Raw genomic sequence first — 16,888 nt, 5'->3', positions numbered from 1 at the left:
CATCAAGCATCATCAATCAAACCAAGTGAGGAACCAGCAAGTGAAGGCTCTTTCGCAAAGGCGCCGCCATCCGCTCGCCGCCGTAGCGCTGTTGTTGATGGGTCTGCTCATCACCGGCGGCCTGTATGCCGCGGCCAGCAGCGTCAACGAGGCCAAGGCCGCGACGACGTACAGCGCCAGCGACGTCAACGAAGGCAACAAGCTCTTTGTCGCCAACTGTGCCACCTGCCACGGCATGAATGCCGAAGGCTCCCCTAGTGGCCCTTCGCTTGTCGGTGTCGGCGCGGCAGCCGTCGACTTCCAGGTTGGCACCGGTCGCATGCCGATGCAGATGAATGGCCCGCAGGCCCGGGAGAAGCCGCGCCAGTTCACGGACGAGGAAACCATGCAGCTGGCGGCGTACGTTGCGTCGCTCGGCGCCGGTCCCGCAGTACCGGGCGAGGAAGTCCTCGATACGTCCAAGGGCAACTCCGCAACCGGTGGCGAGATCTTCCGCGTCAACTGCGCCATGTGCCACAACGCCGCTGCAGCTGGTGGCGCCCTGACCCGCGGCAAGTTCGCCCCGGCATTGGCCGGAGTCAGCAAAAAGCACATCTACGAGGCCATGGTCACGGGCCCGCAGAACATGCCTGTCTTCAACGATTCGAACATCACGCCCGACGAGAAGCGCGATGTCATCACCTTCCTGAAGGAAATCGAATCCCAGGGCTCCCCCGGTGGCGCACAGCTCGGCTCGCTTGGCCCGGTTTCCGAAGGCCTGCTGATCTGGACTGCAGGACTCGGCATCGTCATCGCCTTCACGATCTGGCTGACCTCGCGCCCGTCCTGATCCCGGGCAACGGGCATCGTCCCGTATACCACACTTCGTACCAAGGAATTTGAGAAAAAGGATGAGAGAGAACATGGGCGACCATAGTCACGGCAGTCCGAACGACCCGGGCACCGTTGCTAAGGCCGGTCAGGGCTCCGTGGATACTTTCCAGGACCCGGGCCTGCCTCCGCACCGGCCGCGTCTCGCTGACGTCGACCCACGGGCCGCAAAGCGGGCGGAACGCCAGGTAACGCTGCTGTTCGTGCTGTCCGTTCTGGGCACGCTGCTGTTCTTCGTGGCGTATTTCGTCGTGGGGCATGCAGAATCGATCAGCGAGATCCGCCTGCAGAACACCCTGCTGGGCATCGGGACCGCGTTCGCGATGCTGGGAATCGGCGTGGGCATCGTCCACTGGGCCAAGACCCTGATGCCGGACCACGAAATCACCGAGCTGCGCCACGAGATCCGCCCGGAAGGCGACCGCGAAGTCGCCGAGAAGATGCTCGGCGACATCATCGAGGAAACCGGCATCAAGCGGCGTCCGCTGATCCGCAATTCGCTGATCGCCGCCGTCGCACTGGCGCCGATCCCGGCGATCTTCATGTTCCGCGACCTGGACCGCACTGGCGCCAGCGCCAGCCAGATTGTCGATCGTCTTCGCCACACCATGTGGGACAAGGACGTCAAGCTGGTCCGCGATCCGTCCGGAACCCCGATCAAGGCCTCCGATGTCCAGTTGGGCTCGGCCTTCCATGTCATCCCCGAGGGGCTGAACGAGATGGAAGATCCGCTGAACGAAAAGGCCAAGGCCGTCGTCCTGCTCATGCGCCTGGATCCCGAGCAGATGCATATCTCCCCCGAGCGCGAGACGTGGCACTACGACGGCATCGTTGCCTACTCGAAGATCTGCACCCATGTGGGCTGCCCCGTTGCCCTGTACGAGCAGCAGACGCACCACCTGCTGTGCCCGTGCCACCAGTCGACGTTTGACCTGACGCAGGAATGCAAGGTCATTTTCGGCCCGGCCGGTCACGCACTTCCGCAACTTCCGATCACGGTCGATTCGGAGGGCTACCTGGTTGCCCAGAGCGACTTCCATGAGCCCGTCGGCCCGAGCTACTGGGAGCGTGGCTAATCATGTCCTCAACCAATGAGTACCGTCCCAAAACCTCGACGGGTCGGATCGCCAACTTCGTGGACACGCGCGTTGGCGGATCCGCCATGGTCAAGGAATTCGGTCGGAAGATCTTCCCGGACCACTGGTCCTTCATGTTCGGCGAAGTCGCGCTGTACACCTTTGTCATCCTGCTGATCTCCGGAACGTTCCTGACGTTCTTCTTCGATCCCTCCATGGCGCACACCGTCTATGAAGGCAGCTACAACCCGCTCAAGGGCGTTCACATGTCGGTGGCCATGGCCTCGACGATGGACATCTCCTTCGACGTGCGTGGTGGCCTGTTCATGCGCCAGGTGCACCACTGGTCCGCGCTGCTGTTCGTTGCCGCGGTCTCCGTGCACATGCTGCGCGTGTTCTTCACCGGCGCCTTCCGCCGGCCGCGTGAGCTCAACTGGGTCGTCGGCGGCACGCTGCTCGTCCTGGCCATGGCAGCCGGATTCACCGGCTACTCGCTGCCCGATGACCTGCTGTCCGGTAACGGCCTGCGCATCATCGACGGTGTCATCAAGGCCCTCCCGGTCGTCGGCACCTACATCTCCGCCTTCCTGTTCGGCGGCGAATTCCCAGGTACGGCGATTGTCGGCCGGCTCTACATGCTGCACATCATGTTGGTGCCGGCAATGATCCTGCTGATGATCGCGATCCACCTGTTCATGGTTGTCGTGCACAAGCACACCCAGTACCGCGGCCCGGGCCGGACCAACGACAACGTCGTCGGCTTCCCCGTCGGTCCCGTCTACGCGGCCAAGGCCGGCGGCTTCTTCTTCATCGTGTTCGGCATTGTCGCAGCCATCTCCGGCTTCTTCACCATCAACCCGATCTGGAACTACGGCCCCTACGACCCCTCCCCCGTCTCCGCTGGTACGCAGCCCGACTGGTACATCGGCTGGGTCGATGGCGCCCTGCGCCTCATGCCCGGTGTGCTGGGCAACTTCAGCTTCGAGTGGATCATCCCGTTCCCGTGGGGCGACAACAACCTCATCCTCAACGTCCTGCTGCCCATGGTTCCCGCAGCGATCCTGATCGGCGCCATGTTCGGCTGGCCATGGATCGAGCGCTGGGTGACCAAGGACGACCGCGAACACCACCTGCTCGATCGCCCACGGAACGCCCCGTTCCGTACCGGCGTCGGCGTGGCCGGTGTCATCTGGTACTGCGTCATGTGGTGCGCTGCCTCGTCCGACCTCATCGCCACGCACTTCCATGTGTCGCTGAACGACGTGACGTACTGGCTCCGTGTGCTGTTCTTCCTCGGCCCCATTGTCGGGTTCATTGTGGCCCGCCGCATTGCCCTGGCACTGCAGCGCAAGGACCGTGAGATCGTCCTCCATGGCCGCGAAGCGGGCATCATCCAGATGTCCCCCGAAGGCGCCTTCACGGAGCAGCATGTCGAACTCGACTTGTACAAGCGCTACAAGCTCGTCGCCTTCGAATCGCACGAGGTCATCCCGGCCGAGGCGGACCGTGCCGGCCATGTGACCAAGTCCGAGAAGGCCCGCGGCGCCATCTCGAAGTTCTTCTTCGAGGACCGGGTCGCACCGGTGACACCGGCCGAGCTGGAGGCCGCCCACGGCCACCACGCGCCGGAGCTTGAGGGCTCCTCACAGAACGCCTCCATCGACCACTAGACATTCACCTGTATGCACGCTGGGCCCCGACCGCTTCGGTCGGGGCCCAGCGTGCGTTAGGCGCAGGTGTCCCTGCGGCGCGCAGAGCCCGACCCGGGGGCACGGGGGTTCCGCAAGCTCCACGTGCCGTCCTCGCAGGCCCAACTGCAACGGTTCTTCGCCCGGTACCTGTTCTGGGCACCATGTCGGACTGGGTGTCCACGACGCGTTGAGGTTTGCCGAATCGGTGACGGGTGGGGTCACCCGGCGCTGCTACACCTCTCGTCGACCTTGCCGCCGCTTGCACGCTGGTACCCCCCGGGGAACGACCGAACATGACCGCTTCCTTCATGGAAGCCGCGTGGGGCCCCAAGGGGTACCGGACAGAGCGAATCCACGACGAGGGAAGCATCCTCTGCAGACCCCACGAATCGGAGGGACTCCCCCGGTCGGCGGTGCCATCCCCCGACATTTCCGAGGGACAGTGGGCCGCGAGCTGGTGGAGGGCCGAGGTTCGCGGCACCACTGTACTGGCGGAGGCACTCCGTGGCGGTTGGGGCAGCCACGGCCTTCAGGGAGGATCGCCTGCCTGATGCTGCGTGCGCCGGCGTTGGACCGCACTGCATTCCGCATGGCCGCTCAGGCAGAGCCAGCTGTGCCCGGCGGCCTCCTGCGAGGATCCAGGCTTCCTGGTGACGGCTGCAGGCGGCCGGCCGGACGGACGCGCGGTGGAGATACGTCTGGGAGCACCATGGCGCGCCCTGGCGCCATCGCTGCAGGGCCTAGCCCTCTTCGGACTCGTAGGAGTGCCGGGGACGCGTTCCGGGGCGCTGGAGGGGCACGAAGAGCTTGTAGCGGTCGGCCCGATAGAGCGAGACGGAGTAGTCGACCAGTTCGCGTTTGACGTAGGCGTGGCGCTGGATTTTCAGCAAGGGGGTCCCGGTATCGACCCCGAGGTGCTTTGCGTCATGTTGGGTGGCTGCGGCCGCCTCCACCTGGTCCTCGCCCCACTGCATGACGAGGCCGTAGCGTTCATTCAACGACGCGTACAGCTGCCGTGGCGCCGGGTCGTCGAGGAAGCCCGGGACCCGATGGGACGGGAGGTAGTTTTCGTCGAGGTTCATCGGCAGCCCGTCCGCGAGCAGGAGACGGCGCAGGCGTACCACCGGTGTCCCGTCCTCCAGCTCCATTTCCCGCGCCAGTTGTCCCGTGGCAGGCACCTCGTCGAATCGAAGGACACGGCCGGTGGGGACCATGCCGCGGCGCTCCATCTCCTCGCTGTAGGAGGTGAGTTTCACTTGCAGGTCGACTTTGGGAAAAGCAGCGAAGGTCCCGACCCCGACGATGCGTTCCAGAACGCCGTCATCGACCAGGGAATTGATGGCGTTCCGTACGGTCATGCGGGCGACGCCGAACTGGTCGGTGAGTTCGCGTTCCGAGGGGATCGGACGTCCCGGCTCGCACACCGTGGTGGCATGGTGCCGAAGGATCTCTTTGATCTGCTGGTGCTTTTTCAGGGGTGAGGAGGGGTCCAGCACGCCCGACACGTGAACTGGTGGCCTGTGGGGCATCGGGTTTTCCGCCATTCTCTAGCTGGGCCTCACCGTCCATGGTAACGCGACACCGGCAGCGTGAACCCGCCATCACTCGAGGGCCAGTTGTGCGATGCATGCGAAAGGGGCGGCTTCTCCCCGGAGGGAGAAGCCGCCCCTTTGGCGCGGTGCGCGGGACCTAGTGTGCGTGGTCTCCGCGGCTGTACTCGTACACCCAGCCCACGAGGGCGATGATGCACAGTCCAACACCGATGTAGGTGATCCAGAAGCCGACGGCGATGCCGAGGAAGCCGATGGCGGCGGCGGTCCCCAGGACGAGCGGCCACCAGCTCCACGGGGAGAACAGGCCGATAACGCCCGCATTCTCGTGAATCTCGCCGTCGACCCGGTCCTCAGGACGCTGGCCGACGCGCTTGGACGTCGTGTACAGGTAGAAGCCCACCATGAGGCCCAAGCCCATGGCCAGCGCCAGGGCGATGATGCCGACCCATTCTTCCCAATCGGTCATGACGCCATAGACGATGAACACCGGCAGGAAGAAGACGGCCAGAACCAGGAACAGTCCGGTTTCAACTTTCATGGCTACAGGTCCTTCTGGTCGGCCGGGCCGAAGACCTTGGCAACACCGGCGGTCGGGGTTGCCCGGGCCGACAGCTCAGGGTGATGGAGATCAAGCGCCGGACGCTCGGAGCGGATGCGCGGAATCGAGTGGAAGTTGTGGCGCGGTGGCGGGCACGACGTCGCCCATTCCAGGGAACCGCCGAAGCCCCACGGGTCATCGACCTCGACACGCTTGGCAGAGCGGGCCGTCACCCAGACGTTCCAGAAGAACGGGATCATCGACAGGCCCAGGATGAAGGCAAACACCGTGGAGAACTGGTTCATGGTGGTGAACCCGTCTTCCGGCATGTAGTCGGCGTAGCGGCGGGGCATGCCCATGACGCCCAGCCAGTGCTGGATCAGGAACGTGCCATGGAAGCCGATGAACAGCATCCAGAAGTGGATCTTGCCCAGGCGCTCGTTGAGCATGCGCCCGGTCCACTTCGGCCACCAGAAGTAGAAGCCGGCGAACATGGCGAACACCACGGTGCCGAAGACCACGTAGTGGAAGTGAGCCACCACGAAGTAGGTGTCGGAAACATGGCTATCGAGCTGCGGTGCGGACAGGATGATGCCGGTGAGGCCGCCGAAGAGGAACGTGACCAGGAAGCCGATGCTCCAGAGCATCGGTGTCTCGAAGGTAATCGAGCCTCGCCACATCGTGCCGATCCAGTTGAAGAACTTCACGCCCGTGGGCACCGCGATCAACATCGTCATGAAGCCGAAGAACGGCAGGGCCACCGAGCCGGTGACGTACATGTGGTGGGCCCACACGGCCACGGAGAGCGCGGCGATCGAAATCGTCGCGAAGATCAGGCCCTTGTAGCCGAAGATCGGCTTGCGGCTGAAGACCGGGAAGATCTCGGACACGATGCCGAAGAACGGCAGGGCGATGATGTAGACCTCGGGGTGGCCGAAGAACCAGAACAGGTGCTGCCACAGGATCGGGCCACCGGCATCCGGGTCGTAGATGTGGGCGCCGAAGCGGCGATCGGCGCCGAGGCCGAACAGGGCTGCTGCCAGCGGCGGGAAGGCCATCAGGACCAGCAGCGAGGTAATCAGCGCGTTCCAGCTGAAGATCGACATGCGCCACATGGTCATGCCCGGGGCACGGAGGCAGATGACCGTGGTGATGAAGTTGACGGCGCCCAGGATCGTTCCGAAGCCGGACAGGGCCAGGCCGAAGACCCAGAGGTCACCGCCGACGCCGGGGCTGAACGTGGTGCTCGACAGCGGCGCGTACGCGAACCAGCCGAAGGCCGCAGCACCCTGCGGGGTGATGTAGCCGGCCATGGCAATGGTCGAACCGAACAGGAAGAACCAGAAGGCCAACGCGTTCAGCCGCGGGAAGGCAACATCGGGTGCGCCGATCTGCAACGGCATGATGACGTTGGTGAAGCCGGCGAACAGCGGCGTGGCGAACATGAGCAACATGATCGTGCCGTGCATAGTGAACAGCTGGTTGTACTGTTCCTTCGTCTGCAGGATCTGCATGCCCGGCTCGAAGAGCTCGGCACGGATCAGCAGCGCCATGATGCCGCCGATGCAGAAGAAGACGAAGGAGGCGATCAGGTACATGTAGCCGATCGTCTTGTGGTCCGTCGAGGTGATCCAGTTGACGATGATGCGTCCCTTGGATACCGGGACGACCCGGGGGGCGAGGGGCTTTGCCTCGTCCGTGGCGTATTCGTAGGTAGTCATCCCGCCTACTCCCCTTCCTCATGCGGAATCATGATGGAGGTGACCTCGTCGGGCTTGCGGTTGTATTCCGCCCCGATGTGTCCGTCCTTCATGTCCGACAGCTTGGCCTCGAACTCCTGCTCGGAGACGACCTTGACGTTGAACAGCATTTCCGAGTGGTACTCGCCGCACAGTTCGGCGCACTTGCCGGCATAGGTGCCCTCCTCCTGCGGAGTGAGGTAGATGCGGTTCGTCTTGCCCGGGATCATGTCGAGCTTCTGCAGGAATGCGGGAACCCAGAACGAGTGGATGACGTCGCGGCTGTTCAGCTCCAGCGTCACGGGAACGTCCACCGGGAGGTAGAGAACCGGGAGTTCATCTTCCTTGCCGGCCGAGCCGTCCAGGTGTGCCTGCACGCCGGCGTCGTACTTTTCTTCTCCCTTGTAGGAGTAGTTGTAGTCCCAGGCCCACTGCTTGGCTTGGATGTCGACCACCAGCGGGGAATCCACCGGGGTATTGACGGTGCGCTGCGTGTTGTCGGAGAACGTGAAGAAGGTCAGCACCAGCATCAGCGGCACGGCCGTGTAGAGGATCTCCATCGGCAGGTTGTAGCTGAGCTGGCGCGGGTACCCGGTGTCGCCCTTGCGGCGGCGGTAGGCGACGATCACCCAGAGCATCAGGCCCCATGTCACGATGCCGACCAGCATCACGGTGATCCAGCTGTTGACCCACAGATCCTGGATCATTCCAGTGTGGTTGGTGATGTCCCGGGATTCGTTCGGGAGCCAGCCTCGCTCGGCTTGTTCTGAACAACCCGTCAACAGCAACGCCCCCGCGCCGGCAATGGCCAATACCTTGGCCCTGCCCCTGCGACTGCTGCTGGTTCGGTCTTGCGAACTCACAGACGGCCCTTCCTCTTTGTTGGTGCGATACGTCGTTTCGTCACGGTCGGTTCCGGGCGCAGCAAGGCATCCGGCACCGGCACGGCGAAACAAATAGTTTTACTACTCATCGTAGAGCTTACCCTCTTGCCCGACGGAATGCCGACCGAAACCCCGTGTCAACCAATGGTTACGTCGAGGTGGGTTTTCGGCCGGCAGTGCTTCCTAGTGGAAGGAATCGCCGCAGGCGCAGGAGCCGCCGGCGTTCGGGTTGTCGATGGTGAAGCCCTGCTTGGAGATCGTGTCTTCGAAGTCGATGGAGGCGCCGCTGAGATACGGCACGCTCATCTTGTCCACGACGACCTCGACGCCGTCGAACCCGCGCACGGCGTCCCCGTCCAGGAGCCGCTCGTCGAAGTACAGCTGGTAGATGAGGCCGGAGCAGCCACCGGGCTGGACGGCAACGCGCAGTCGCAGGTCGGTTCGGCCCTCCTGTTCCAACAGGCTGCGGACCTTGTCTGCGGCGACATCGGACAGGAGCACCTCGTGGGATTCGAGTTCCTCGGGGGATCCGACGGGGGAATCGTTGGTGGTGGCGGTCATCTGGTCCTCCAATATTGCTTGTCTCGGAGGGCGGCACCGTAGCGTGCCGTCCCCTCACTCTCCATGGTACGACGACGGGGCACTATTGCAGACCTTGTGAGTCCAGCCGCGCCAACAGCAGCGCCTCGGCCACGATGGCCTTGCGGAAGTCCTCAAGTTCCAGTGACTCGTTGGCGCTGTGCGCGCGCGAGTCGGGATCCTCGACTCCGGTGACCAGGATCTGGGCCTGGGGATAGAGGTCGAGCAGGTCGGCGATGAACGGGATCGATCCGCCGATGCCGGTCTCCACTGGCTGCACGCCCCAGGCCTGCTCCAGCGACCACAGGCTCGCCCGGGCCGCCGGGGCGGTCGTGTCGGTGGCGAAGGCATTGCCCTGCTCGACGGCGGTGAAGTCCACCCGGGCACCGAACAGGTCCTGGGCCTCGACGTGGCGGCGCAGGGCCTCGGCTGCTTCGGCGGGGTCCTGCCCCGGGGCCAGGCGGACGCTGATCTTCAGCCGGGCCGAGGGCTGCAGCGTATTGGACGAGACGGCGACCGAGGGCACGTCCATGCCGATCACCGACAGGGCCGGCTTGTTCCACAGGCGGTCGGCCAACGCTCCGGAGCCGGCCAGGCGGACCTCGGGCAGGACCGAGGAATCGGTACGGAAATCGGCTTCGGCGTAGTCGACCGGTTCGGTGTCGCGGGCCACCAGGCCCTCGACTGCGACGTTGCCCTGGGCGTCGTGGAAGGAGGCGATCAGGCGCGCGGCCAGCGTCGGCGCGTCGAGCACCGGACCCCCGAACATCCCCGAATGCACCGCGTGGTCCAGGACGCGCACGTCGATTACGGCGCCCACCATGCCGCGCAGGCTGGTGGTCAGCGCGGGAACCCCGACCTTCCAGTTGCTCGAGTCGGCGACGACGATGACATCGGCTGCCAACAAGTCGCGGTGCCGTTCCAGGAACGGGCGGAAGGACGGGGATCCGGCCTCCTCCTCGCCCTCGAAGAAGTAGGTGACCCCAACCCCGAAGTCCTCCACGGCATCCAGCACCGCACGCAGCGAGGCGATGTGGACCATGATGCCGGCCTTGTCGTCCGCGGCACCGCGGCCGAACAACCGGCCCTCGATCTCGGTGGCCTCGAACGGCTTGGTCTGCCACAGGTCCTCGTCCCCCGGGGGCTGGACGTCGTGGTGGGCGTAGAGCAGGATCGTCGGCTTGCCGGGCTGGGCCGGGCGACGTCCCACCACGGCGGGTGCCCCGGGGACGCCGTCGGGCGTGTCCACGGAGAGGATCCGGACGTCCTCCATGCCGGTGGAACGGACGAGTGCGGCGACGGCTTCGGCGCTGCGGTCCAGTTCGGCGGCATCGAAGGCCTCCCAGGCGATGCCGGGAATGGCGACGAGTGATTTCAGGTCGGAGACGGTCTGGTCGAAGGCGCGGTTCACGCGCTCGGTGATCGCGGCCAGGTCGACGCCGTGGTCGACGGCGTGGTCGACGGCGCCGGTGGTGGAATCGGATGTAGTCATGCCTTCACCCTACAACTGGGCGGCGTTTCGGCAGGGGGCCGGCCCCGGCTAGACTTGGAGCGTGTTTGGAAGCAAAAAAGCCGATGCCGCACCGCCGCAGGCCACCCCCTCAGAGCCCGAACGTCCGACCGTGGGCAAGGGTGCCCCGACCCCGCGCCGCAATGCCCAGCAGGCGCAGAACAAGCGCCCCCTGGTGCCCAGCGACCGGAAGCTGGCCAAGGCGCAGGCCCGCGAGCAGCGCATGGCCGCCCAGGACCGGATGCGGCTGGCCAACGAGACCGGCGACGAGCGCTACCTGGCCGCCCGCGACAAGGGCCCGCAGAAGCGCTTCGCCCGTGATTTCGTGGATTCGCGCTGGATGGTCGGCGAATTCCTGATGATCTTCATCCTCATCTTCCTCGTCGTCGCGTTCACCATGACCCAGAACCTGCAGGTCCAGGCCTACATCACCATGGCCTTGTGGGTCATCCTGGGCATCACGATCATCGACTCGTTCATCATGACCCGCCAGCTCAAGAAGCGCCTGGTGGCCAAGTTCGGCCACAACGACCGCGGGGTGCTCTGGTACGCGTCCATGCGCGGCTTGCAGTTCCGCCGCCTGCGCCTGCCCAAGCCGCAGGTCGCCCGCGGGGCCAAGCTCGACTGATACCGGTCTCCCCCAGCACGACGGCGGGTCCCCACCTTTAGGGTGGGGACCCGCCGTCGTCGTATCCCGTCCGGAACCGGGCCTGTCAGCGTCGGACCCGTCAGCGTCGGGCCAGCGCCTGGCGCAGGCCCCGGTTGATGCGCCAGGCCCAGAACGGCCCCTCGTAGAGGAACGCGGTGTAGCCCTGCACCAGGTCGGCGCCGGCCTCGAGCCGCTCGAGCACATCGGAGGCGTCCTCCACTCCCCCGACGGAGACCACCGCGGTCTCGCGCGGCAACACGGCACGCAGCCGGCGCAGCACCTCCAGCGACCGGGCCTTCAAGGGCGCACCGCTGAGCCCGCCGGCACCGATCTCGCGCACCCGGTCCGGGACGGTGACCAGCCGGGTGCGGGCGATCGTGGTGTTGGTGGCAATGACCCCGTCCAGCCCGAGCTCGAGGACCAGGGCGGCGACGTCGTCGACGTCGGCATCGGCCAGGTCCGGGGCGATCTTCACCAGCAGCGGGACGTGGCGTCCGGCGCTGCGGTCGGCTTCCTCCCGCACGGCGGCCAGCAGCGGCCGCAGCGATTCGATGCCTTGCAGCAGCCGCAGGCCCGGGGTGTTCGGGGAGCTGACGTTGACCACCAGGTAATCCGCGTGTCCGGCCAGCTGGCGCGTGCTGGCCAGGTAGTCCTCGATGGCGGCGTCGAGCTCGACGGCCTTCGTCTTGCCGATGTTGATGCCCACCACCGGCCGGGTGGCGCCGAAGCGCCGGGCGAGGACCGGCAGGGCTGCCCGCACCCGCGGCGCCACCGCGGCCGCTCCGTCGTTGTTGAAGCCCATCCGGTTGATGACCGCGCGGTCCTCCACCAGGCGGAACAGCCGGGGCCGGGGGTTCCCCGGCTGCGCCTGGCCGGTGATGGTGCCGACCTCGATGTGCCCGAAGCCCAGGTCGGCCAGGGCGGCGATGCCGTGGCCTTCCTTGTCGAATCCGGCAGCCAGGCCGAACGGCGAGGGGAAGTCGATGCCCATCACCGTGCGGCGCAGGCCCGCGTGCGGGCGGGTCATCCGCCGCAGCACGGTCGAGGCCCCGGTGGACTCCGCCAGCCGGATGAGCCGGAAGCCGATGTGATGGGCCTTCTCGGGGTCCATGCCGGAGAAGACGACACGGAAAAAGGCGGGGTAGATGCGCATGGTTCCAGTCTTCCCTGCACGCCGTCCCGCTGCCAACTCGGTCCTCGTTATGCTCGACATATGCTCAGCCAGGAACCGCAGTACGCGATCGACACCGAACCCGGGCAGTGGGCCGATGACGACCTCGGCCCGGGGTTCAGCTACACCAGCATCTCCCCCGGCCACGACGACGAGGGCCCGCTCTGCGCCACCCTGGTGCGCTACCTGCCACCGTCACAGGAGAAACCGCATTGGCGCGACGCCATGCTCAACCTGCGCCAGGGCCTGGACCGCGCCCGCGGAACCCACCCGGACGGTGCCGCGGTCGACGTGGTGCTGGGCCTGCACGGCTGGACCGACTACTTCTACAACCCCGAACTGGCCCGGTACTGGACGGAGCGCGGCTACCGCTTCTACGCGCTGGACCTGCGCCGCTACGGCCGCAGCCTGCGCTCCTGGCAGACCCCCGGATATGCCTCCGATCTCACCGAGTACGACGCCGACATCGAGGCTGCGCTGGAAACCATCAGGGAGGATGTGGGCAAGGTGGGCCGGATCGTGGTCGTCGCCCACTCCACGGGCGGGCTGACAGCCAGCCTCTGGGCGAACCGGCACCCCGGGGTCCTCTCGGCCCTGGTGTTGAACTCCCCCTGGCTCGAAATGCAGGGCAGCTGGCTGGTCCGCAACGCGGCAGCCGGGTTGCTCGAGCCGCTGGCGCGGGTGCGGCCGAAGGCGCGGATCAAGCTCCCCGAGGTCGACCACTACTGGCAGTCGCTGTCCAACCGGGCCCACGGGGAATGGGAGGTCCACCCGTTGTGGCGTCCCCGCCATGCCTTCCCGGTGACGGCCGGTTGGATCTCCGCGGTGTTGTCCGGGCACGCCGAGGTCGCCCGCGGGCTGGACATCCGCTGTCCGGTGCTGGTGATGACCTCGGACAAGACGCATCTGGGCACGGCGTTCGAGCCCGAGATGCTGGTCACCGACACGATCATCGAAGTCGAGACCGTGCGGCTGCGGGCCTTGAAGCTGGGCAACGAGGTCTCGATCGCCCGGATCGAGGGCGGGATGCACGACCTGTTCACCTCGGCGGCACCGACGCGCCGCAAGGCCTACGACGCCGTCGGAAGGTTCTGCGACGGGTACCTGCCCCGCCGGTAATCCCCCGGGGTGCCAGGCACCCAGGCGGTGGGCTTTCAGGCGGTGGGCGTGTCCAGCGCCGCGCCGAAACGCCGGTCCCGGCGCGCGTAGATCTCCACGGCCTCCCAGAGGGTCCGCCGGTCCACGTCCGGCCAGAGCACGTCCATGAAGACCAGCTCGGCGTACGCGGACTGCCACAACATGAAGTTCGAGGTCCGCTGTTCGCCCGATGAGCGCAGGAAGAGGTCGACGTCGGGCAGGTCGGGTTCGTCCAGGTACCGGCCGACGGTCTTCTCGGAGATCCCCCGGGGGGACAGCCGGCCGGCGGCCACGTCCTCGGCGATCGCGGCCACGGCGTCGGCGATTTCGGCCCGTCCCCCGTAGTTCACGCACATGGTCAGGTGGCAGACGTCGTTGTCCCGGGTCTGCTCCTCGGCCTGCTGCAGTTCGCTGACGACCGAGCGCCACAGCTTCGGGCGCCGGCCGGCCCACCTCACGCGCACCCCCCAGGCGTCGAGCTGGTCCCGCTGGCGGTGCAGCACGTCCCGGTTGAAGCCCATGAGGAAGCGCACCTCCTCGGGGCTGCGCTTCCAGTTCTCGGTCGAGAACGCGTAGACCGAGACGTACTTGATGCCCATCTCGATGGCCCCGGCCATCACGTCCAGCAGGGCTGCCTCGCCGGCCTGGTGACCGGCGGTGCGGGGCAGTCCGCGCTGGTTGGCCCAGCGGCCATTGCCGTCCATGACGATGGCCACGTGCCGGGGAACCAGCTCGGCCGGGATGCGCGGGGGGACGGCGCCGCTGGGATGGGGCCAGGGCGGCACGGCCTCGGTGCGGTGCGCGCGGGCGCGGGGTCGCTTCATCGATCAGGCTCTTTCCACGTGTTTGAGGGACTTGACGACCCGTTCCAGATGCCACTGCAGGTACCCGGCCACCATACCGGCAGCCTCCTTGCGGGAGGAGGCATCGGCGTCGTGCGCTGCGCCCCAGTCGCCGGTGAGCAGCGCGGCGAGCAGGGCCACGGTGTCGGGGGCCGGCGAGTTGGAGCCGGCGGGCCGGCAGTCGGCGCAGACGACCCCGCCGAGGGGGATGTTCACCGCGGTGTGCGGGCCGGGGGCGCCGCAGCGCACGCAGTCGGTGAAGCTCGGCGCCCAGCCGGCGGTGGCCAGGGCGCGCAGCAGGTAGGAGTCCAGCAGCAGGCCGGGGTCCTGGGTGCCGCGCGACATCGCGGCCATGGCCCCGTGGAGGAGCCGGAATTGCGGGGCTGCGGATTCGGTGTCGGCCTCGGTGAGGCGTTCGGCGGTTTCGGCCATGGCGCTGGCGCTGGTATAGCGGGCGTAGTCCAGCGAGAGTGCCTGGCCGTAGGGGTGGCGCAGCTGGGCCTGGGTGATGATGTCCAGGCTGCGCCCGCGGACCAGTTGGGCGTCGACGAGCATGAACGGCTCGAGGGTCGCGCCCATCTTCGAGCTGGTCCTCCGTACCCCCTTGGCCACGGCGCGGACCTGGCCGTGCTCCGGGGTCAGCAGCACGATGATGCGGTCGGCCTCGCCCAGCTTGTGGGTCCGCAGCACCAGCCCGTGGGTCCGGTAGGACTTGGCGGCGAAACTGGAGCGGGGCACGACTCCAGTATCCCAGAGAACCCGTGCCCCGTCGGCCGCAGTTGCCTCGCGGCAGCGTTCTATTTTGCGGCGTTGGCGTCCAGGATGGCCCGGTTGACCGCCGAGATGACGGCCTTCAGCGAGGCCGTGGTGGTGTTCGCATCGATGCCCACGCCCCACAGCACGCGTTCGCCCACGGCACACTCGACGTAGGCGGCAGCCTGGGCCGAGCCGCCCTCGCTCAGCGCGTGTTCGGTGTAGTCCAGCACGCGCAGGTCCACGCCGTCGGCGGCCAGGATGTTCACCAGGGCGTTGATCGGGCCGTTGCCGGTGCCCGAGCGCTCCTGCACCGAGCCATCGGCCTCCAGCATCGCCTCCAGGGTGAACGAGCCGTCCTCGTCGGTGCGCGTGCGGGTGTTGCCCAGCCGGTAGTGGCCCCAGGAACGGCCCTCGAAGGTGTCCGCGGGCAGGTACTCGTTCTGGAATTCCTGCCAGATGCTCGCCGGGCTGATCTCCCCGCCGTCGCCCTCGGCCTTGCGCTGGATGACCCCGGAGAACTCGATCTGGGCACGGCGCGGCAGGTCCAGGCTGTGGTCGTGCTTGAGCACGTACGCGACCCCGCCCTTGCCGGACTGGGAGTTCACCCGGATGACGGCCTCATAGGAGCGGCCGATGTCCTGCGGGTCAATCGGCAGGTAGGGCACGGCCCAAGGGATGTCGTTGATGCCCTTGCCGGCGGCGGCCGCATCGCGCTCCATGTGCTCGAAGCCCTTCTTGATGGCGTCCTGGTGGGAGCCGGAGAAGGCGGTGAAGACCAGGTCGCCGCCGTAGGGCGAGCGCTCGGGCACGGGCAGCTGGTTGCAGTATTCGACGGTGCGGCGGATCTCGTCCATGTCGGAGAAGTCGATCATCGGGTCGATTCCCTGGCCGAAGAGGTTCATGCCCAGGGTGACCAGGTCGACGTTGCCGGTGCGCTCCCCGTTGCCGAACAGGCAGCCCTCGATGCGGTCGGCACCGGCCATGTAGCCGAGCTCCGCGGCGGCGACGCCGGTGCCGCGGTCGTTGTGCGGGTGCAGGGACAGGATGATCGAGTCGCGGTGTTCGAGGTTGCGGTGCATCCACTCGATCGAGTCCGCGTAGACGTTCGGGGTGGCCATTTCGACGGTGGCCGGCAGGTTCAGGATCATCTTGTTTTCCGGCGAGGCCTCCAGCACCTCGGCCACGGCATCGGAGATGCGCTTGGCGAACGCGAGTTCGGTGCCGGTGTAGGACTCCGGCGAGTACTCGTAGGTGATCTTGGTGCCGGTGAGCTGTTCCTCGTACTTCTTGCACAGCCGGGCCCCGGTCAGGGCGATGTCGACGATGCCGTCCTCGTCCTGGTTGAACACGACGCGGCGCTGGAGGACCGACGTGGAGTTGTAGAGGTGCACGATCGCCTGCTTGGCGCCCTCGAGGGCCTCGTAGGTGCGCTCGATGAGGTGCTCGCGGGACTGGGTGAGGACCTGGATGGTCACGTCCTCGGGGACGCGGTCGCGCTCGATGAGCTGGCGGACGAAGTCGAAGTCCGTCTGCGAGGCGGACGGGAACCCGACCTCGATCTCCTTGAAGCCCATGCGCACCAGCAGGTCGAACATCTGGTGCTTGCGCTCGGGGCTCATCGGGTCGATGAGGGCCTGGTTGCCGTCGCGCAGGTCCACGGCGCACCAGCGCGGGGCCTGGGTGATGACCTGGTCCGGCCAGGTGCGGTCGGGCAGCTCGACGCTGATCTGGTCCTGGAACGGGACGTACTTGTGGACGGGCATTCCGGAGGGCTTTTGCAGGTTCTGCATGGTTCTAGGGGGCCTTTTCAGTGGTGGTTGAAAATTCAGGCCGGCAGCACGAAACTCCGCAGCGGGGGGTCGGCCCTAGTGACTGGTGTCCAGATTCGTCCCG

The 16,888-nt window shown here is 66.6% G+C and carries 15 protein-coding genes; 5 read left to right on the top strand and 10 right to left on the bottom strand.

The features are described 5' to 3' along the window. Positions 1 to 40: 40 nt before the first annotated feature. From AB8M85_RS12965 to AB8M85_RS12955, 3 genes are all read left to right on the top strand, one after another. Entirely contained in the window at positions 41 to 829 is a 789-nt protein-coding gene (locus AB8M85_RS12965) for a c-type cytochrome (protein ID WP_372699245.1), read from the top strand. 73 nt (positions 830 to 902) lie between these two features. Further along, positions 903 to 1,946, top strand: a complete 1,044-nt coding sequence (locus tag AB8M85_RS12960) for a Rieske 2Fe-2S domain-containing protein (protein WP_372699244.1) — start codon at positions 903 to 905, stop codon at positions 1,944 to 1,946. Between the two features lie 2 nt (positions 1,947 to 1,948). Beyond that, on the top strand, positions 1,949 to 3,616 hold the full coding sequence (locus AB8M85_RS12955) for a cytochrome bc complex cytochrome b subunit (protein WP_372699243.1): 1,668 nt from the start codon (positions 1,949 to 1,951) through the stop codon (positions 3,614 to 3,616). A 761-nt stretch (positions 3,617 to 4,377) separates the two neighbouring features. On the opposite strand, the gene AB8M85_RS12950 is transcribed toward AB8M85_RS12955, so the two are convergent. The 6 genes from AB8M85_RS12950 to AB8M85_RS12925 all read right to left on the bottom strand — a co-directional run bounded on the left by AB8M85_RS12950 (position 4,378) and on the right by AB8M85_RS12925 (position 10,422). Next, positions 4,378 to 5,166 (bottom strand): GntR family transcriptional regulator, encoded by a 789-nt coding sequence (locus AB8M85_RS12950; RefSeq protein WP_372699242.1) that lies wholly within the window; start codon positions 5,164 to 5,166, stop codon positions 4,378 to 4,380. 160 nt (positions 5,167 to 5,326) lie between these two features. Beyond that, complete coding sequence (locus AB8M85_RS12945) at positions 5,327 to 5,728, bottom strand: cytochrome c oxidase subunit 4 (RefSeq protein WP_372699241.1); 402 nt, start codon at positions 5,726 to 5,728, stop codon at positions 5,327 to 5,329. A gap of 2 nt (positions 5,729 to 5,730) precedes the next feature. After that, a complete protein-coding gene (gene ctaD, locus AB8M85_RS12940) occupies positions 5,731 to 7,449 on the bottom strand; it encodes a cytochrome c oxidase subunit I (protein WP_372699240.1) in 1,719 nt (572 codons plus the stop codon). Between the two features lie 5 nt (positions 7,450 to 7,454). After that, a complete protein-coding gene (gene coxB, locus AB8M85_RS12935; protein ID WP_372699239.1) occupies positions 7,455 to 8,330 on the bottom strand; it encodes a cytochrome c oxidase subunit II in 876 nt (291 codons plus the stop codon). A 204-nt stretch (positions 8,331 to 8,534) separates the two neighbouring features. Then, positions 8,535 to 8,912: a HesB/IscA family protein gene (locus AB8M85_RS12930; protein WP_372699238.1), complete on the bottom strand. Its 378-nt coding sequence runs from the start codon at positions 8,910 to 8,912 to the stop codon at positions 8,535 to 8,537. Between the two features lie 82 nt (positions 8,913 to 8,994). Next, complete coding sequence (locus AB8M85_RS12925; RefSeq protein WP_372699237.1) at positions 8,995 to 10,422, bottom strand: dipeptidase; 1,428 nt, start codon at positions 10,420 to 10,422, stop codon at positions 8,995 to 8,997. Between the two features lie 61 nt (positions 10,423 to 10,483). Between AB8M85_RS12925 and AB8M85_RS12920 the strand changes: the two genes are divergently transcribed. After that, on the top strand, positions 10,484 to 11,068 hold the full coding sequence (locus AB8M85_RS12920) for a DUF3043 domain-containing protein (protein ID WP_372699236.1): 585 nt from the start codon (positions 10,484 to 10,486) through the stop codon (positions 11,066 to 11,068). A 100-nt stretch (positions 11,069 to 11,168) separates the two neighbouring features. Here the strand turns inward: AB8M85_RS12920 and AB8M85_RS12915 are convergent, their stop codons facing one another. Beyond that, positions 11,169 to 12,242, bottom strand: coding sequence for a quinone-dependent dihydroorotate dehydrogenase (locus AB8M85_RS12915; protein ID WP_372699235.1), 1,074 nt, complete (start codon positions 12,240 to 12,242; stop codon positions 11,169 to 11,171). A gap of 60 nt (positions 12,243 to 12,302) precedes the next feature. On the opposite strand from AB8M85_RS12915, the gene AB8M85_RS12910 reads away from it, so the two are divergent. Further along, the gene (locus AB8M85_RS12910; protein ID WP_372699234.1) at positions 12,303 to 13,379 is read left to right on the top strand and encodes an alpha/beta hydrolase; all 1,077 of its coding nucleotides are present in this window, start codon (positions 12,303 to 12,305) and stop codon (positions 13,377 to 13,379) included. 35 nt (positions 13,380 to 13,414) lie between these two features. On the opposite strand, the gene AB8M85_RS12905 is transcribed toward AB8M85_RS12910, so the two are convergent. Genes AB8M85_RS12905 through leuA form a run of 3 tightly spaced genes read right to left on the bottom strand, consistent with a single transcriptional unit; the run spans position 13,415 to position 16,785 of the window. Continuing rightward, on the bottom strand, positions 13,415 to 14,221 hold the full coding sequence (locus AB8M85_RS12905; protein WP_372699233.1) for an isoprenyl transferase: 807 nt from the start codon (positions 14,219 to 14,221) through the stop codon (positions 13,415 to 13,417). Positions 14,222 to 14,224: 3 nt separating this feature from the next. Next, a complete protein-coding gene (gene recO, locus AB8M85_RS12900) occupies positions 14,225 to 14,977 on the bottom strand; it encodes a DNA repair protein RecO (protein WP_372699232.1) in 753 nt (250 codons plus the stop codon). Between the two features lie 59 nt (positions 14,978 to 15,036). Next, positions 15,037 to 16,785 (bottom strand): 2-isopropylmalate synthase, encoded by a 1,749-nt coding sequence (gene leuA, locus AB8M85_RS12895; protein ID WP_372699231.1) that lies wholly within the window; start codon positions 16,783 to 16,785, stop codon positions 15,037 to 15,039. Positions 16,786 to 16,888: the final 103 nt, after the last annotated feature.

It is taken from the genome of Arthrobacter sp. JSM 101049 (genome assembly GCF_041679245.1).
Lineage (GTDB): Bacteria > Actinomycetota > Actinomycetes > Actinomycetales > Micrococcaceae > Arthrobacter_H.
The sequence above is the reverse complement of the archived record's forward strand: the minus strand, read 5'-3'. Positions and strand labels throughout refer to the sequence as shown.

Bases quoted from the DNA above. Each gene is read 5' to 3' on its own strand.
- AB8M85_RS12905 (WP_372699233.1), bottom strand. From the start codon at position 14,221: ATGAAGCGACCCCGCGCCCGCGCGCACCGCACCGAGGCCGTGCCGCCC.
- AB8M85_RS12960 (WP_372699244.1), top strand. From the start codon at position 903: ATGGGCGACCATAGTCACGGCAGTCCGAACGACCCGGGCACCGTTGCT.
- AB8M85_RS12930 (WP_372699238.1), bottom strand. From the start codon at position 8,912: ATGACCGCCACCACCAACGATTCCCCCGTCGGATCCCCCGAGGAACTC.
- AB8M85_RS12945 (WP_372699241.1), bottom strand. From the start codon at position 5,728: ATGAAAGTTGAAACCGGACTGTTCCTGGTTCTGGCCGTCTTCTTCCTG.
- AB8M85_RS12955 (WP_372699243.1), top strand. From the start codon at position 1,949: ATGTCCTCAACCAATGAGTACCGTCCCAAAACCTCGACGGGTCGGATC.
- ctaD (WP_372699240.1), bottom strand. From the start codon at position 7,449: ATGACTACCTACGAATACGCCACGGACGAGGCAAAGCCCCTCGCCCCC.
- leuA (WP_372699231.1), bottom strand. From the start codon at position 16,785: ATGCAGAACCTGCAAAAGCCCTCCGGAATGCCCGTCCACAAGTACGTC.
- AB8M85_RS12950 (WP_372699242.1), bottom strand. From the start codon at position 5,166: ATGCCCCACAGGCCACCAGTTCACGTGTCGGGCGTGCTGGACCCCTCC.
- AB8M85_RS12925 (WP_372699237.1), bottom strand. From the start codon at position 10,422: ATGACTACATCCGATTCCACCACCGGCGCCGTCGACCACGCCGTCGAC.
- AB8M85_RS12910 (WP_372699234.1), top strand. From the start codon at position 12,303: ATGCTCAGCCAGGAACCGCAGTACGCGATCGACACCGAACCCGGGCAG.
- AB8M85_RS12915 (WP_372699235.1), bottom strand. From the start codon at position 12,242: ATGCGCATCTACCCCGCCTTTTTCCGTGTCGTCTTCTCCGGCATGGAC.